Annotated in this window: 16 protein-coding genes; 8 read left to right on the top strand and 8 right to left on the bottom strand. The window is 53.3% G+C overall.

All coding sequences use genetic code 11. The features are described from left to right. Positions 1-30: 30 nt before the first annotated feature. From rlmH to NA330_RS10800, 3 genes are all read right to left on the bottom strand, one after another. Positions 31-498, bottom strand: a complete 468-nt coding sequence (rlmH, locus tag NA330_RS10810) for a 23S rRNA (pseudouridine(1915)-N(3))-methyltransferase RlmH (RefSeq protein ID WP_000776107.1) — start codon at positions 496-498, stop codon at positions 31-33. A 3-nt stretch (positions 499-501) separates the two neighbouring features. Next, positions 502-819, bottom strand: a complete 318-nt coding sequence (gene rsfS / locus NA330_RS10805; RefSeq protein WP_001161670.1) for a ribosome silencing factor — start codon at positions 817-819, stop codon at positions 502-504. A 328-nt stretch (positions 820-1,147) separates the two neighbouring features. Further along, positions 1,148-1,756, bottom strand: coding sequence for an adenosylcobalamin/alpha-ribazole phosphatase (locus tag NA330_RS10800; RefSeq protein WP_001241922.1), 609 nt, complete (start codon positions 1,754-1,756; stop codon positions 1,148-1,150). 96 nt (positions 1,757-1,852) lie between these two features. Between NA330_RS10800 and cobD the strand changes: the two genes are divergently transcribed. Further along, positions 1,853-2,947 carry a threonine-phosphate decarboxylase CobD gene (gene cobD, locus NA330_RS10795; RefSeq protein ID WP_023203085.1) on the top strand — a complete coding sequence of 365 codons (1,095 nt, stop codon included), beginning with the start codon at positions 1,853-1,855 and terminating at the stop codon, positions 2,945-2,947. Here cobD and nadD read toward each other — a convergent pair. Genes nadD through leuS form a run of 4 tightly spaced genes read right to left on the bottom strand, consistent with a single transcriptional unit; the run spans position 2,922 to position 7,783 of the window. After that, positions 2,922-3,563, bottom strand: coding sequence for a nicotinate-nucleotide adenylyltransferase (gene nadD / locus NA330_RS10790; protein ID WP_001518902.1), 642 nt, complete (start codon positions 3,561-3,563; stop codon positions 2,922-2,924). The two genes, cobD and nadD, sit on opposite strands and share 26 nt — an antisense overlap. Position 3,564: 1 nt before the next feature. Continuing rightward, positions 3,565-4,596, bottom strand: coding sequence for a DNA polymerase III subunit delta (gene holA, locus NA330_RS10785; RefSeq protein WP_000620491.1), 1,032 nt, complete (start codon positions 4,594-4,596; stop codon positions 3,565-3,567). Further along, complete coding sequence (gene lptE, locus NA330_RS10780) at positions 4,596-5,186, bottom strand: LPS assembly lipoprotein LptE (RefSeq protein WP_023203086.1); 591 nt, start codon at positions 5,184-5,186, stop codon at positions 4,596-4,598. Before lptE ends, holA begins: the two co-directional genes overlap by 1 nt. Positions 5,187-5,200: 14 nt before the next feature. Then, complete coding sequence (gene leuS, locus NA330_RS10775; RefSeq protein WP_001157912.1) at positions 5,201-7,783, bottom strand: leucine--tRNA ligase; 2,583 nt, start codon at positions 7,781-7,783, stop codon at positions 5,201-5,203. A 236-nt stretch (positions 7,784-8,019) separates the two neighbouring features. Between leuS and NA330_RS10770 the strand changes: the two genes are divergently transcribed. The 5 genes from NA330_RS10770 to NA330_RS10750 all read left to right on the top strand — a co-directional run bounded on the left by NA330_RS10770 (position 8,020) and on the right by NA330_RS10750 (position 13,115). After that, the gene (locus NA330_RS10770; protein ID WP_001574029.1) at positions 8,020-8,361 is read left to right on the top strand and encodes a UxaA family hydrolase; all 342 of its coding nucleotides are present in this window, start codon (positions 8,020-8,022) and stop codon (positions 8,359-8,361) included. Between the two features lie 16 nt (positions 8,362-8,377). Further along, a complete protein-coding gene (locus NA330_RS10765) occupies positions 8,378-9,550 on the top strand; it encodes a UxaA family hydrolase (RefSeq protein ID WP_001670689.1) in 1,173 nt (390 codons plus the stop codon). Between the two features lie 49 nt (positions 9,551-9,599). Then, on the top strand, positions 9,600-10,553 hold the full coding sequence (locus tag NA330_RS10760; RefSeq protein ID WP_000694477.1) for a 2-keto-3-deoxygluconate permease: 954 nt from the start codon (positions 9,600-9,602) through the stop codon (positions 10,551-10,553). A gap of 67 nt (positions 10,554-10,620) precedes the next feature. Further along, positions 10,621-12,549: a sigma-54 interaction domain-containing protein gene (locus NA330_RS10755; protein WP_001044170.1), complete on the top strand. Its 1,929-nt coding sequence runs from the start codon at positions 10,621-10,623 to the stop codon at positions 12,547-12,549. A gap of 92 nt (positions 12,550-12,641) precedes the next feature. Continuing rightward, positions 12,642-13,115: a zinc ribbon-containing protein gene (locus NA330_RS10750; RefSeq protein WP_001044885.1), complete on the top strand. Its 474-nt coding sequence runs from the start codon at positions 12,642-12,644 to the stop codon at positions 13,113-13,115. A gap of 38 nt (positions 13,116-13,153) precedes the next feature. On the opposite strand, the gene NA330_RS10745 is transcribed toward NA330_RS10750, so the two are convergent. Further along, complete coding sequence (locus NA330_RS10745; RefSeq protein WP_023242558.1) at positions 13,154-14,149, bottom strand: tetratricopeptide repeat protein; 996 nt, start codon at positions 14,147-14,149, stop codon at positions 13,154-13,156. A 124-nt stretch (positions 14,150-14,273) separates the two neighbouring features. Here NA330_RS10745 and NA330_RS10740 point away from each other — a divergent pair, with 124 nt between their 5' ends. Next, entirely contained in the window at positions 14,274-14,981 is a 708-nt protein-coding gene (locus tag NA330_RS10740) for a DUF1266 domain-containing protein (RefSeq protein WP_023242557.1), read from the top strand. Beyond that, complete coding sequence (locus NA330_RS10735; RefSeq protein WP_023242556.1) at positions 14,978-16,411, top strand: J domain-containing protein; 1,434 nt, start codon at positions 14,978-14,980, stop codon at positions 16,409-16,411. Before NA330_RS10740 ends, NA330_RS10735 begins: the two co-directional genes overlap by 4 nt. Positions 16,412-16,416: the final 5 nt, after the last annotated feature.

The raw sequence follows: 16,416 nt of genomic DNA, 5'->3' as shown, positions 1-16,416 counted from the left end.
CCGCTGCTTAATCTTCTCAAGACTTCACGATCACTCACGGTGATAAGGGTGGTTGGTTGTGATGCTCCACGCCCGGTACAAACTCTCCGCAACCAGAACCCGAACCAGCGGGTGAGGGAGCGTTAACGCCGAGAGCGACCAACTCTGTTCCGCTGCCGCTTTGCAGGCGGGAGATAATCCTTCCGGGCCGCCAATCAGCAAACTGACGTCGCGCCCGTCCTGTTTCCAGCGCTCCAGCTCATTGGCTAACTGCGGCGTATCCCACGGCTTGCCTGGAATATCCAGGGTAACAATGCGATTCTTACCGGCGGCGGCCAGCATCTGCTCGCCCTCTTTGTCGAGAATGCGTTTGATATCCGCGTTCTTGCCGCGTTTGCCCGCAGGGATTTCGATCAGCTCAAAGGGCATATCTTTCGGAAAACGACGCAGATATTCCGTAAATCCCGTTTGAACCCAGTCGGGCATCTTCGTGCCGACAGCGACAAGTTGCAGCTTCACGCATTAACTCCAGAGTTTTTCCAGTTCATACAGGCGGCGACTTTCTTCCTGCATGACATGCACAATCACATCGCCCAGATCGACGACAATCCAGTCAGCCGCATTCTCGCCTTCGACGCCCAACGGCAGCATACCGGCCGCGCGCGACGACTGCACCACGTGGTCGGCAATAGACATAACGTGACGGCTGGAGGTGCCGGTACAAATAATCATACAGTCGGTGATACTGGATTTACCCTGAACATCTAAGGCGATGATGTCCTGACCTTTCAGGTCATCAATTTTGTCGATAACAAAATCCTGGAGTGCTTTACCCTGCAAGTTTTCCCCCTGGGTGAATAATTGCGTTATAACGATAGAAAAAAGGCCAACAGGCTGGACCGGTAAGGCGTTGCGAGTTAACGCTAACCTTCCGGCGGGACGCCGTGTAGTATACCTGAATCAGCGGCGATACCGGGACTTATGTCGCCGGATCGGCGTTTAAAACCAGATTATCATCCCATCCCACGTCACAGAAAGCATCGCCATTTTTGTAAAACAATTTCTGCAAAGCTCTGCAAGGTGAAAAAAGCCTGGCTGCGGAGAATAACAGCCTGTCGGGGGCTGTCAATGGGCGAAACCGCTGCGGCGAGAAAAAACGGAAAATTCATCACTCAGGCCGCCAGACGGCACGACTATTTAATACTTTCAGGGTGGCGAACCCTTCGCATATGTCGATTGCGCTCCAGCATCCCTGTTCTACCCGGAAATGCCATAGCGAGGCGGCGGGCATTGCGAGCAGACGGGCAATCAACAGGCTGAGTACGCCCTGATGGCTGACGATCAGCAGGTTCTGGCAATCGCTGAACGCGTCGAGTCGCGAGATAAAGCGCTCTACGCGCCGGGTAAAAGCCTGAAAACCCTCGCCATTGGTCGGAACCGCATTCTGCCAGTCCGTACACCAGGCGGCATAGCTTTCGGCATCTTCATGGGTGAGGTCGCGGTGATGGCGCATTTCCCAGTCGCCAAAGTACATCTCATTAAGCTCAGGTAAGATGTGTTGCGGCACATCCCGGCCCTCCAGTACGAGCCGGGCGGTATGGCGCGCGCGCTCCAGCTCGCTGCATAACACCCGGTCAAATGGCGCGTGGCGCAATAAAGTATGTAGCGTTTTCGCCTGGCCAATCCCTTTTTCCGTTAACGGCGTGGGAGCATGTCCGCTATACAACCCGGCGACATTGGCCTCGGTTTCGCCATGACGCACCAGCCACAATCGCATGGTATTCCTCATGAGGTTAAATGCGCAAAACATGATAATGCCCCTGATTGCGCAACGTTTTTTTCACTAAAATAGCGTTTTTTGGCCGGAGGCATAATGGCGTTATTCAACAGCGCGCATGGCGGTAATATTCGGGAAGCCGCGACGGTGTTGGGCATCTCGCCTGACCAGTTACTGGATTTTAGCGCAAACATTAATCCGCTGGGTATGCCTGTCAGCGTGAAACGCGCGCTTATCGACAATCTGGACTGCATTGAGCGCTACCCGGACGCCGATTATTTTCATTTGCACCAGGCGCTGGCGCGTCACCATCAGGTGCCGGCATCGTGGATACTGGCGGGAAATGGCGAGACGGAGTCAATCTTTACCGTGGCGAGCGGTCTTAAACCGCGTCGTGCAATGATTGTCACGCCAGGTTTCGCGGAGTATGGCCGGGCGCTGGCGCAAATTGGCTGTGAAATTCGTCGCTGGTCTCTACGCGAAGCGGATGGCTGGCAGCTTACCGATGCCATTCTTGAGGCGTTGACGCCCGATCTGGACTGCCTGTTTCTGTGTACGCCCAATAATCCTACCGGCCTGCTGCCGGAGCGGCAGTTATTACAGGCCATTGCCGAACGCTGCAAATCGCTGAACATTAACCTGATCCTGGATGAAGCGTTTATCGATTTTATTCCGCATGAGACGGGCTTTATTCCTGCTCTTAAAGATAATCCGCATATCTGGGTGCTGCGTTCGCTGACCAAATTTTATGCCATTCCCGGCCTGCGGTTGGGATATCTCGTCAACAGCAATGACGCGGCGGTAGCGCGGATGCGTCGCCAACAAATGCCGTGGTCGGTTAACGCGCTGGCGGCGCTGGCCGGTGAGGTAGCGTTACAGGATAGTGCCTGGCAACAGGCGACCTGGCATTGGTTACGGGAGGAGGGCGCCCGGTTTTATCAGGCGCTTTGTCAGCTTCCCCTGCTGACGGTTTATCCCGGGCGGGCAAACTATCTGTTGTTACGCTGTGAGCGAGAGGATATTGATCTGCAGCGACGGTTGCTGACGCAGCGGATTTTAATTCGTAGCTGCGCTAACTACCCGGGGCTGGACAGCCGCTATTATCGTGTGGCGATACGCAGCGCTGCGCAAAACGAGCGTCTGCTGGCGGCGCTGCGCAATGTGCTTACCGGTATAACCCCTGCTGATTGATGTAGTTCAGCACGTTTTCCGGCAACAGATCGTCGCAGGATTCGCCTTTTTCCAGCCGTTCGCGGATGAGGGTTGCGGAGATATTAAGCCAGGGCGTTTCCGCCAGGTAAATTTTACCGGCTGGCAACTGGTGCAGATCGTCTGGCGTATGGGTCAGATGCTGTTCCAGCCACTGCTGGTGTTGCGCCTGCGTCATTTCAAGGGGATAGCCCGGACGACGACAAACGATCAGGTGAGTGTTATCAAGGATGGTGTCGTAATCATGCCAGGTGGGGAAGTTAAGCAGAGAGTCCTGGCCGATAATAAACGCCAGCGGCGCTTCGGGACCCTGTTCTTCGCGCCATGCTTTCAGAGTTTGCGCAGTGTAAGAGGGCGCGTTTCGCTGTAGCTCGCGTTCATCCAGCGTAAAAAGCGGCTTATCGGCGATAGCCAGCTCCAGCATATATTTACGCTGCGCGCTGGAAGCTTCCGGCTGGGGGCGATGCGGCGGCACATTGTTAGGCATAATAATCACCCGCGATAAGCCGATCAGATTCGCCAGCGTTTCAACAGGTTTAAGATGTCCATAATGCACCGGATCAAAGGTGCCGCCGAATAAAGCCTGTAACGATTTCATATCACCCATCAATAAATACGTCTGCCAGCGCCTTATGGCAGAGCAGGAGCGACAGCCCTTCAAGATCTGCCCATACCGACTGACCATAATCCTGTTTGAGCGTAATTTCTGTACGCGTCAGTAACTGCACGGCCTGGCGAAGCTGCGCAGGATGGAGACGCTGCAACGCGTCGCCGATCATGGGGCGACGGTTTTGCCAGACCCGGTGTTTATCAAACAGCGCGCGTAACGGCGTATGCGCGGACTGACGTTTGAGATTTACCAGTAGCAGCAGCTCTCGCTGGAGGGTGCGCAGCAGAATAACCGGCTCGCTGCCTTCAAGGCGTAGCTGTTGCAGAATATGCAGCGCGCGTTTGCTTTTCCCCATCAGTAACGCATCCACCCAGTGGAAAGGGGTAAAGTGGGCGGCGTCATTGACGGCCTGCTCTACGCGAGGAAGCGTTAACTTACCGTCAGGCCAAAGCAGCGACAGCCGTTCCAGCGCCTGCGCCAGCGCCAACAGATTGCCCTCATAGCAATAGCACAGCAGTTGGTTCGCGGCGTCATCCAGTTGCAAATTCTGTGCTTTCGCTCTGGCGGCCACCCAGCGGGGAAGCTGTGCCTGCTCCGGCGTCTGACAACTGACCTGAACGCTACGGTCTGCCAGCGCGGTATACCAGGCGGCGTTTTCCTGCGCTTTGGTGAGCTTGTTTCCGCGTACTATTAATAACAGGTCGTCATGCAGCAGCTCGCTCAGGGTGGCGAGTTGCTCATTCATTGCCGCGTTAGGCCCGTTTTCCGGCAGTTGCAGCACCAGCGTTTGACGGCTGGCGAACAGGCTCATCGCCTGGCAGAGTGAGAAAAGCGATCCCCAGTCGGTACTGGGATCGAGAGTAAAAGCGTGGTGCTCTTCGAAGCCTTGCGACGCAGCCGCCAGACGAATAGCGTCCTGACTTTCCTGCAGCAGCAGCGGATCGTTGCCCAATAGCAGATATGCCGCGCGCAGCCCTTCGTTGAGCTGCGCGCGGAGTTGTTCAGGATACAACCTGATCATTAGTTACTCAGCGTAGTGGAGACGCGTGCTGGCGTAGAGGCGGGCGCCGCCGTCTCATTGTCGGCGGTAGCCTCCTCTTTAGTCGCCTGAATATCCGCCGCGCGGACGCTGGTCAGCTTACGAATCAGCTGTTCAGCGGCTTTGTCGTACATCTCCTGAACGATCATGGCCTGCTCGTTATCCTTCGCCAACGCCATCTGCGGGTTATCGAAGAACGAACGGTACACTTTCGTGCTGATAGGATAGATGTCATGGCCCGGAATCAATACCGAGGCATTGACGGTCATCACCATCTGATATTCCGCCGTCTGGCCGTCCTGGAACACTGACGCCGTATCCTGCGAAATAGTCACCGTTCCAAGCCGCAGAGACGGAACGTCTTTGCGCGTTGTGTCTTTATCAAGCAGGTCTACGTTATTCAGCCGTAACTGATTACGTACCGCACGACTTAGCGGACCGTTCGGATCGCCGGAATCGAGGATCATCGTTTTCATTGAAGCCGGAACCTGCGTAGTGCTACGCAGATGCCAGCCGCATCCGGCGGTGACCAGCACCGCCAGAGATAACAACAGTGTTACCAGATATCGCACGCTTCCTCCCGCGCTTAGCCAACAACCAGATTGAGGAGTTTACCCGGAACGTAAATCACTTTACGCACGGTAACGCCATCAAGATATTTTGCCACCAGATGTTCCTGGCCTGCACGTTCACGCACCTGTTCTTCGGTGGCATCCACCGCAACGGTGATCTTACCGCGAACTTTACCGTTAACCTGCACGACAACCAGCGTGGTGTTTTCCACCATTGCCTGCTCGTCGGCAACCGGCCACGGCGCGTTGTCGATATCGCCTTCGCCGCCCAGTTCCTGCCACAAGGTAAAGCAGACGTGCGGGGTGAACGGGTTAAGCATACGCACGACGGCCTGCAGCGCTTCCTGAAGCAGTGCGCGGTCTTGTTCGCCTTCCTGCGGGGCTTTCGCCAGTTTGTTCATCAACTCCATGATCGCCGCAATGGCGGTGTTGAACGTCTGACGGCGGCCGATATCATCGGTCACTTTGGCAATGGTTTTATGCACATCGCGACGCAGCGCTTTTTGATCTTCGCTCAGCGCATCGACGTTCAGCGCCGCGACAGGACCTTTAGCGGTGTGTTCGTAAACCAGCTTCCAGACGCGTTTAATAAAGCGGTTTGCGCCTTCTACGCCGGACTCCTGCCATTCCAGAGTCATATCCGCCGGAGAAGCGAACATCATAAACAGGCGTACCGTGTCCGCGCCATAACGTTCAACCATTACCTGCGGGTCGATACCGTTATTTTTCGACTTGGACATTTTACTCATGCCAGTGTAGACCAGCTCATGACCCGCTGCGTCTTTTGCTTTGACGATGCGGCCTTTTTCATCGCGCTCGACGATAGCGTCAACTGGCGAAACCCAGTTACGCTCGCCGTTCTCGCCGACATAATAGAACGCATCCGCCAGTACCATGCCCTGGCACAGCAACTGTTTAGCCGGCTCGTCAGAGGTGACCATGCCCGCATCGCGCATCAGCTTATGGAAGAAGCGGAAGTAGAGCAGGTGCATGATGGCATGTTCAATACCGCCAATGTAGATGTCGACTGGCAGCCAGTAGTTTGCCGCTTTCGAATCCAGCATTCCTTCCTGATACTGCGGGCAGGTATAACGCGCGTAGTACCATGACGATTCCATAAAGGTGTCGAAGGTGTCGGTTTCACGCAGCGCCGGCATACCGTTAACGGTGGTTTTCGCCCACTCAGGATCGGCCTTGATCGGGCTGGTGATGCCGTCCATGACGACGTCTTCCGGCAAAATAACCGGCAGTTGATCTTCCGGCGTCGGCAGCACGGTGCCGTCTTCCAGGGTGACCATCGGGATCGGCGCGCCCCAGTAACGCTGACGGGAAACGCCCCAGTCACGCAGACGGTAGTTCACTTTACGTTCGCCGACGCCTTTTTCCGCCAGTTTATCGGCAATGGCGTTAAACGCCGCTTCAAAGGCCAGACCGTCGAACTCGCCGGAGTTAAACAGCACGCCTTTTTCGGTCAGCGCCTGTTCGGAAAGATCCGGCTCGGAACCGTCGGCGGCCAGAATCACCGGCTTGATGGTCAAACCGTATTTGGAGGCAAATTCGTAGTCGCGCTGATCGTGACCCGGAACGGCCATCACCGCGCCAGTGCCGTACTCCATCAGGACAAAGTTTGCCGCCCAGACCGGGATCTCTTCGCCAGTTAACGGATGAATCGCTTTAAAGCCGGTGTCGACGCCTTTTTTCTCCATGGTCGCCATTTCGGCTTCGGCCACTTTGGTGTTACGGCATTCGTCGATGAACGCCGCCAGCTCGGCGTTATTCGCCGCCGCTTTTTGCGCCAGCGGATGACCGGCGGCCACCGCCAGGTAAGTGGCGCCCATAAAGGTATCCGGACGGGTGGTATAGACGGTCAGGGTGTTATCGTAACCCTTCACATCGAAGGTGATTTCCACGCCTTCAGAGCGGCCAATCCAGTTGCGCTGCATCGTTTTTACGGTATCAGGCCAGTGGTCCAGCTTATCCAGATCGCGCAACAGCTCGTCTGCGTAAGCGGTGATTTTGATAAACCACTGTGGGATCTCTTTACGCTCAACTTTGGTGTCGCAACGCCAGCAGCAGCCGTCGATCACCTGTTCGTTGGCGAGAACGGTCTGATCGTTCGGGCACCAGTTAACGGCAGAAGTCTTCTTGTACACCAGGCCTTTTTTATACAGCTCGGTGAAGAATTTCTGTTCCCAACGGTAGTATTCCGGGGTGCAGGTCGCGATTTCGCGGCTCCAGTCATAGCCAAAACCCAGCGTTTTGAGCTGGTTTTTCATGTACGCGATGTTGTCGTACGTCCACGGCGCCGGCGCGGTGTTGTTCTTCACCGCCGCGCCTTCCGCCGGCAGGCCGAAGGCGTCCCAGCCGATTGGCTGCAGCACGTTTTTGCCCAGCATACGCTGGTAGCGGGCAACCACGTCGCCGATGGTGTAGTTACGTACGTGGCCCATGTGTAGTCGGCCAGAAGGATAGGGAAGCATCGACAGGCAGTAATACTTCTCTTTGCTCTCGTCTTCGGTCACTTCAAATGTGCGCTTCTCATCCCAGTGAAGCTGTACTTTGGATTCTATCTCTTCCGGGCGGTATTGCTCTTGCATGGCAGCCAGTAGTCCTGTTTTCGATACAGCTACAAATGTAGCTTTAGAGGTGGTGTTTAGATCCGCATAGCATAGCCCAAACACGCACGTCAAAACAGGGGGTAGAACATTTGTCGCGCCAGGCGTTCATGAGGAGGTGACGCAAAATGCGACACGACTGAGGCAAATTACCGCAGTTCCTGTCACCGCCAGATCGGCCTGTAAAAATAAAGCCATATAAACCAATTAGTTAAAAAATGGCACGCCTTTTGATTAGGGAAGACAGGACTAAAGCAAAGGAGTTAATCGTGAAAAAAAATGCAGTGGTGATTCACCCTCAGGATTGCGTCGCGACGGCTATTACGGCGCTCAAGGCCGGCGAAACCGCCACAATGTTCATTGGCGAACGCGAGATAAGCGTTGTGTTACATCAGGATGTGCCATTTGGCCACAAATTCGCCATCTGCGATGTGCCTTTTCATGGCGAAGTTTATAAATATGGCGAATCCATTGGCCGCGCCACTCAGGAAATAAAAAGTGGCGACTATGTGCACGTCCACAATGTGGAAAGCGAACGCGGACGTGGTGACTGGAAATAATATAAAACAAGGGAAAATGATTATGAGCAATGAGACTTTTTTGGGTTTCCGCCGCCCTGACGGCCGTTTTGGCATCCGTAATTATGTACTGATTTTACCTACCAGCGTTTGTGCGAATAAAGTCGCCCAGGATATTGCCCGGCAGGTAAAAGGCGCGACATGGGTGAATAACGATTTTGGCTGCTGCCAGGTGGCAGGCGATGCGCGTCTGACGGAAAAGACATTGATTAATGTGGCGAATAATCCCAACGTCGGCGCTATTGTGGTTGTGGGCTTAGGCTGTGAAGGCGCGGAGCCGCTGCGCATCGCAGAAGAGATTACCGCATTTGGCAAACCGACCTCCTGCATCACCATTCAGGAAGAGGGCGGCACGCTTAAATGTCAGGCCAGAGGGATTTCGCTGGCCCGCGACTATGCGCAACAACTCTCCATGCAAAAACCGCAGCAAGCACCGGTTAGCGAGCTGCTGCTGGCGATGGAGTGCGGCGGGTCAGATACGACATCGGGGCTGGCGTCTAACCCTTCCTGCGGGGTCGCCTCGGATAAGCTGATACGCTGCGGCGGAAGCTCAATTCTTTCTGAAACGACGGAATTTATTGGCGCCGAGCATGTGATGGCGAAACGCGCGGTGACGCCGGAGGTTGGTCAACAGCTTATTGATTTAGTGGTCGGCTGCGAGGCGCGAGCAAAAGCGCTGGGCGAGGATATTCGCGGGGGACAGCCGACGCCGGGCAATATTAAAGGCGGGTTGACTACCATTGAAGAAAAATCGTTAGGCTGTATGCATAAAGCGGGTCATGCGCCGTTACAGGGCGTACTGGAATATGCCGATAGCCCAACGCATCCGGGCCTGTGGATTATGGATACCCCGGGGCAGGATATTGAATCTATTTCCGGCATGGTGGCGGGTGGAGCGCAGATCGTTATTTTTACTACCGGTCGCGGAACGCCTGCCGGTAACCCAATAGCGCCGGTAATAAAAATTACGGGTAATAAAGCAACGTGGGAAATGATGCAGGACAATATTGATATTGATGTGTCCGCCATTATGTCTGGCGAGGCTTCTATTACACAAATGGGCGAGGAAATTTATCAGGAAATTTTACGCGTCGCGAACGGGAAAACGACTAAATCAGAAGATTTAGGTCATAACGAATTCTCTATTTATAAGATCGCGCCGACGTTCTGATACCAAATCGGGCAGCACAAGCTGTCCGGTTATCTCCTGGGAATAAGCTATGAAAATTAAAAAAACACTGGAACGTTTTCCTGGTGGTATGATGGTTGTACCGCTGATCATCGGCGCATTGTTTAAAACTTTTGCGCCGGAGGCGCTGGAAATAGGCGGTTTTGTCACCTCTATTTCGCATGGCGCAATGGCGATTTTAGGCATGTTTTTAGTCTGTATGGGCGCGGATATCCAGTTTAAAGCCGCGCCGAAAGCGTTGAAAAAAGGCGCTGCGATCACCTTTGCGAAATTTGCCAGCGGCGTGATTATTGGCATTCTGGTCGGAAAATTTTGCGGCCCGGATGGGTTATTAGGTCTGTCGGCTTTAGCGATTATTTCGGCGATGACCAACTCGAACAGTGGGTTATATGCCGCGTTGGTGGGGGAGTACGGCGATGAAACCGACGGCGGCGCGATTGCGGTAATATCGTTGAACGATGGTCCCTTTTTCACCATGCTGGCGTTAGGGTCGGCAGGCATGGTGTCGATACCCTTTATGAATCTGGTGGCGGTTATTATTCCCATTATCATTGGCATGATTTTGGGTAATCTGGATGAGGACATGCGCAAGTTTCTTAAACAGGGCAGCGTGGTAACGATTCCCTTTTTTGCCTTTGGGTTAGGATACGGTATTGATTTCGCACGACTTATCACGGCAGGCTCTTCAGGCATTTTACTGGGACTCATGACAGTGGCGATTGGCGGATTTTTTAATATTTTCGCCGATCGCCTGACGGGAGGCAGCGGCGTGGCAGGCGCGGCGGTATCCACCACCTCTGGCAACGCCGTCGCGACGCCAGCGGCAATCGCGCTGCTCGATCCGCATTTTACCGACCTGGCGTCGACGGCGGCGGCGCAGGTGGCGGCCTCGACGATTATTACCGCTCTGTGCGCCCCCTTCCTGACCGTATGGATAAAAAAACGCTACGATCGTAAACTGAACCCAGCCGCCGCAGGCGGTTAGCGTTTCGGCGGAAAATAAATCACGACGGGCGGTCTCGCCCGTTCATAAACCAACAGGATGGTGAGTGATGAATAAGACGAAAGATATAGCCGCATCTCCTCTCTGTTTTGTCTCTCCTTACCCTCAACTGGCAAAGGCTGCCGAGGCGCTGGTCGCGCAGTTGGATTACGCCGTCACTATTCATCAAACGACGCTTAATCGTATCCTGGATGAGCTACCTTTATTAGAGTCCCGTGGGCACCAGGTACTGATTAGTCGTGGCGGCTGTGCGGAAATATTAAAAAAGCACAGTAAATTACCGGTAGTCGAAATTAAAATGTCCGGCTACGACATTCTTGATGCGCTTATCCCTTTTAAAGGACAAAAAGGCACTGTCGGTATTGTCGGCTTTTCCAGTGTGATCAAAGGATGCGCGCGCGTAGCGGAACAGTTAAATATTAACTATAAAATTTTTACCTTACAGGGAAATGATAAAGAAACGATTTCTTGCCTGAAGCAACAATTAGCGTCCACGCCATTAGATTGCATTGTTGGCGATACCGTTTGTCAGGATTATTTTTCACCGCTGGGCTCGCAATTCCGTTTACTTGATTCCAGCCCCGCCTCAATAACCGAAGCTCTGGAAGAAGCCCGCTCATTATATCTGGCTTTTCGCAGCCAATTACTGGAGCGTCATCATCTGCAGCTGATTCTCGATCAGTTTGATAAAGCTGTTATCACGCTTGATGATACAGGCGCGTTACTGCATTACAATAAATATGCGAGCCAACTTTTTAAAATTAACGCCTCCGGTGAAATTTATGACGCGTCTTTCCTGAAACAGGTATTGCACCAGGAGCGGCATACATTACGCGAGGGAAAAACCGTCAGCGCGAAAGTCGTCGATACGCCGCAAGGCGCGATGGTGGTTAATCTGTATCCGGTATTTGCGGCCAGACAGTTAAGTCGGGTGGTGTTGACGATGCAAACCGTCTCCAGTTTACAGGGGGCGGAACATCATGTTCGCCGCCAGGAACTGTCTCGCCGCGGCTTGAGCGCCCGCTATCATTTCGACGATCTGCTTACCGAAAACCCGGAAATGCTGCGTCGTCTGGCGATCATTAAAAATTATGCCGGTACGGACGCGACTATCTTAATTAATGGCGAAAGCGGGACGGGAAAAGAGGTGCTGGCGCAAAGTATTCATAACGCCAGCCAACGCGTCAACGGCCCGTTTGTCGCCATTAACTGCGGCGCGATGGCCCCTCAGATTCTGGAGAGCGAACTCTTTGGCTATGTCGCCGGCGCATTTACCGGCGCGTCGCCGAAAGGCAAAATAGGCCTGTTTGAATTAGCGCACCACGGTACCATTTTTCTGGATGAGATTAGCGAGCTGGATAAACCGCTACAGACGCGCTTATTACGGGTATTGCAGGAGCGGCAGATTATGCGGCTGGGCTCAGACCAGATGATACCTGTTGATATTCGTGTGATTGCGGCGACCAATCAGACGTTAACGAAGCTCATTGCGGACGGGACATTTCGCGAAGATCTTTACTATCGGCTTAACGTATTAAAAGTGACCACCATCCCGCTACGCAAACGTCCGGAGGATATCAAAGCCATCGGCCTGTCGCTGCTTACTAGTTTCAGCCAGCATTATAAACGCCCGGCACTAACGTTAACCCCGGCGCTGTGGCAAGAGCTTCAGCGCTTCGCCTGGCCCGGAAACGTCAGGCAGTTAAGCAATATTATCGAACGGCTGGTGCTCTCTATTGATCACTCCCCGGCAACGCTGGATGAGGGCCGCCTCTTGCTGGACGATCTGGAAGAGGGGAGCCGACGCGAGCCAAGTACCTGCCACGACTGCCAGATGCTGGCTGGCGATTATAAAACGATTCGCCTGCGTATTTTGAGAAAATTATTAGAGGCGGAAAGGGATAATAAATCGTTAGTGGCGAAACGGTTAAATGTCGATCGTACCTCGCTGACGCGCTGGATACGTGAGTCGGCCTGACAAGAATTTACAGACTCTGTGGGCAGCCTTGCAAAGCGTAGCGCAAATAACGTCTATTATTATAGGCAGTTAACGATCCAAGAGGTGAAGTGATGAACAAGGTTGCTCAATATTACCGTGAACTGGTGGCCTCATTAAGCGAGCGTTTACGCAATGGCGAGCGCGACATTGATGCGCTGGTGGAGCAGGCGCGCCAGCGCGTGATGCAAACAGGGGAGTTAACGCGAACCGAGGTGGACGAACTGACGCGCGCTGTCAGACGCGATCTGGAAGAGTTCGCCATGAGCTACGAAGAGAGCCAGGAAGATAGCGTCTTCTTGCGGGTGATTAAAGAGAGTCTCTGGCAGGAACTGGCGGACATTACCGACAAAACCCAGCTGGAATGGCGTGAAGTCTTCCAGGATTTGAATCACCACGGCGTGTATCACAGTGGCGAAGTGGTGGGGTTGGGGAATCTGGTGTGCGAGAAATGCCACTATCATCTGGCGGTTTACACGCCGGATGTGTTGCCGCTCTGCCCGAAGTGTGGCCACGATCAGTTCCAGCGCAGGCCGTTTGAGCCGTAAGGTTCATTATCGTGAGCGGACGGTTGCCGTCCGCCATGTTAAGCGTGCAGTTGGGCTTCCAGTTTGCGGATCTCTTCGTCGACGTTCCATTTGCCCGTGGGCTGTGCTTTTTTGAACCAGTAGAGCGCTTGTTGTAGGTCTTGTGCGGTACCGTATCCATCTCTGTACATGCATCCGAGGTTGTACCAGCCCGATGAATTGTTACATTCTGCTGATTTGTGGAACCATTCCAGTGCTAGCGAATAATTTTGCTCGACGCCATGACCGCATTTGTACATCCAGCCGATACTGTTATAGGCATCATCGTCACCCTGGTCTGCCGCTTTTCGAAACCAGTATATTGCCTGCTGGTAATCTTGTTTGATACCTTTTCCGATGTAATAACAATAGCCCATCTGATATTGCGAGTAGCTGCTCTCTTGTAGCGCGCTCTTCTTGTACCAAAGGGCGGCAAGGGATAAATTTTTCCGACATCCTTTCCCATTGCCATACATATACGCCAGTCTTTCCTGGCTGGCGCAATGGCCTTGTAATGCTGCCTGTTTAAACCAGTAGAGTGCCTGTGTATCATTTTGCTCTACGCCAGTTCCTGAATGATACATTCTGCCGAGATTATATTGCGCAAGGTTGTGGCTCTGTTCTGCTCCTTTGCGATACCAGGCAACGGCCTGGGCATAATCTGGAGCCATCCCGGTTTCTCCTTCCTGAACCCAGCCTAATGTGTTGAAAGCGTGGCGGTGTCCTTGCTGTGCGGCTTTTTCTGACCAGAATAAAGCCAGTGTATTATCTTTCATGTCGGTAGGCGTGTCTTTGTATCTTAAGCCGAGCCAATATTGCGCCCCGCAATGCCCTTGCTCGGCCGCCTGCTGTAGCCAATAAAAAGAGAGCTTATCCTCTTCGCTGCCATCTATACGTTCGTCATTATATAAACGGCCTAATATATATTGAGCTTCACTATTTCCTGACTGCGCCAGTTCGGTTAATTGTGCTAAAGATACGTTGTCGCAGGGATGACTGGTTATGGAATGATTCATTTTTTAATTTATCCCGCCATTGTTTTTTAGATTAATAATATATTGCGATTTGGCTTTGTTGTACTCTATTTTAGTTTTCAATTGCGTTTTTATTTGTGGTGTGAATATATTTTTGCGATTTATTATGGATAAAGAATCACAATATTTACTCTTTGCACTTTCCTCGCCAATGGAAGTATTGAACGAGGACTGTTTACCTTCACATTCGTCACCGAAAATGTATATAGGGATAAAACGTTTCGATCTTGAATCGTCGTGGGGTATTGAAAATCGCGATGAACTGCTTCAGACCATTTCCCGCATGACGGATGACGGTCATGCCACACAACTGGAATGGCTATATCGCCTCTGGTTTAGGTATGCGCCGCAGGAGTGGCAGGAGTATACCGACACGCTGGATGAGGGAGATCGTATTTATGCCCGATTCGTCGCTGATACCGCCGTGTGTTGCGGTGAAGGCGGTATTCGCAGCTGGGATTATGTGCGGATGGGATTTCTCTGCCGCATGGGCGTACTCAATGAATGGCTGACGGAAGAGGAGAGCCTGTGGCTGCAGTCGCGGATACAGCTTCGTGCGCTCAACTATTATTCCGGCTGGTTGCCGTATTTCAGCGCTTATTACACCGGGCGTTTGTACTGGCAGTTACGGAATGGCGATAACCTACCGCTGCTACGCGAGACATTCGCCCGTAAGGAGTTTGATGACGCGGGGCGACGTATGATGAATAAGCTGATCGCCGGAAAAGACAGTTTTTACGCCACGCTGCCGTGGCGCTACCTGCCCCATTACCCTGAATGCCCGGACACGCTTCAGGAGGTGAGCGATCTATGAAAACCTGTTGGCAAGTCCTTGGTATTGAGGCCACCACGGATACCGACGCCATTCGTCAGGCTTATCTGGCGCTGCTGCCGTCATTTCATCCGGAAACCGATCCGCAGGGTTTTAAGCTATTGCGAGAAGCCTATGAATACGCATTGCGGTTTACGAAATCTCCCGCCATAACGATGGTTGAAGAGGATCCCGATACCCCGTGGGTGAATTATCTCAGGGAGATATTCGGTGATTTGCTGGCGGATGGCGAACGGCGCTTTCAGCCGCAGGCATGGCAGGAGTTTATCCAACAGATCAATAAATTATCGATTTCACAGGTCGAAAAATCGCGCTGGTGGCTGTGCGCTATCGCGATGAAGACCTTTCCTATTTCGTACTCGTGTCTGAAACTGCTGTCAGATCGCCTGGCCTGGGAACAGGGGAGTGATAATCGAGATGTCGATGCCGAGGCGGTGGAGGATCTTTTGTTTGAAATCCGCCGTGGCGACCTGTTTGATTATTCGCTATTGCTGCATTTGCCAGTGACGGTACAAAACCAGACCATTGCTTTTTATGATGCCCTGGACAACACCTTTTTCGAGCATCCTCTCTATTTCGCCCAACTTATGGCGCAGCACGGCGCCTGGATTATCCCGGACAATCTACGCTTTCAACGACGTCTGTTACGCTGGTTCAGCACCCTGCACTGGGGTATTGCGGAGCTGCTGCCTGTCGCCCTGGCATGGCAGGAAGCCGAACCCGATAACGCAACGCCGGGTTATTACTACTTAGCCCAGCGCGTATTCTGCGGTGAAGGCGATAGCCTGCTGCCGGAACTTTACGCGCAGTGGTGGGCGCAGCCTTCTACCCAGCTTGACGATCTGTTGCTGCGCTGGTGTCGCCAGCATCGGCCGGACTTTTTCCCGCTGCTGGTGATGGCGGTTGAGGGGCGTGAGCAGGTGGATATTAACGCTGAACAACTGCTCTATATTCCCGGCTCAAGCGCGCGTACCTGCTTGCTGTGGGCCGAGGCGCTGCACAGCGGCGCATTATCGCCGCTAAGCGAAAGTTTTATTGCGCGGCGTTTGAATTATGGCGCGCCAGCGATGAGTGAGGCGCATAGCCAGCATCCATACTGGCTGTTGTATCAGGTGGCGGATAGCCTGGCGTGCGCCGAGGAGCCGTCAGCGGCATTGTTACAGAGGCTGGTGACGAAGCTTGATACGCCGGATATCTGCCCGTTGGAAGCGCTGGTTATTCGCGGGTTGCTGGGGCGGGCTGCGGCTGTCGCCACACCGTGTGAAGCTGTAGTCGCAGATGAAGACCCGGTGACGACGGTGACTTCGCCGAGTACGGAGGAATCTGGCGGCGGCTTTGGCCTCTGGCAGGTGATTAAAATCATTTTATTTATTGGCGTTGTCGGCCATGTATTACGCCAGTTTATGCATTAGGGATA

Source organism: Salmonella sp. NW722 (genome assembly GCF_051702785.1).
Classification (GTDB): domain Bacteria; phylum Pseudomonadota; class Gammaproteobacteria; order Enterobacterales; family Enterobacteriaceae; genus Salmonella; species Salmonella enterica.
Note: the sequence above shows the minus strand (reverse complement) of the source record. Positions and strands in the feature narration are given on the sequence as shown.

Coding starts and splice junctions, on each gene's coding strand:
- NA330_RS10800 (WP_001241922.1), bottom strand. CDS start 1,756: ATGCGATTGTGGCTGGTGCGTCATGGCGAAACCGAGGCCAATGTCGCC.
- cobD (WP_023203085.1), top strand. CDS start 1,853: ATGGCGTTATTCAACAGCGCGCATGGCGGTAATATTCGGGAAGCCGCG.
- nadD (WP_001518902.1), bottom strand. CDS start 3,563: ATGAAATCGTTACAGGCTTTATTCGGCGGCACCTTTGATCCGGTGCAT.
- holA (WP_000620491.1), bottom strand. CDS start 4,596: ATGATCAGGTTGTATCCTGAACAACTCCGCGCGCAGCTCAACGAAGGG.
- leuS (WP_001157912.1), bottom strand. CDS start 7,783: ATGCAAGAGCAATACCGCCCGGAAGAGATAGAATCCAAAGTACAGCTT.
- NA330_RS10770 (WP_001574029.1), top strand. CDS start 8,020: ATGGCACGCCTTTTGATTAGGGAAGACAGGACTAAAGCAAAGGAGTTA.
- NA330_RS10765 (WP_001670689.1), top strand. CDS start 8,378: ATGATTATGAGCAATGAGACTTTTTTGGGTTTCCGCCGCCCTGACGGC.
- NA330_RS10760 (WP_000694477.1), top strand. CDS start 9,600: ATGAAAATTAAAAAAACACTGGAACGTTTTCCTGGTGGTATGATGGTT.
- NA330_RS10755 (WP_001044170.1), top strand. CDS start 10,621: ATGAATAAGACGAAAGATATAGCCGCATCTCCTCTCTGTTTTGTCTCT.
- NA330_RS10750 (WP_001044885.1), top strand. CDS start 12,642: ATGAACAAGGTTGCTCAATATTACCGTGAACTGGTGGCCTCATTAAGC.
- NA330_RS10745 (WP_023242558.1), bottom strand. CDS start 14,149: ATGAATCATTCCATAACCAGTCATCCCTGCGACAACGTATCTTTAGCA.
- NA330_RS10740 (WP_023242557.1), top strand. CDS start 14,274: ATGGATAAAGAATCACAATATTTACTCTTTGCACTTTCCTCGCCAATG.
- NA330_RS10735 (WP_023242556.1), top strand. CDS start 14,978: ATGAAAACCTGTTGGCAAGTCCTTGGTATTGAGGCCACCACGGATACC.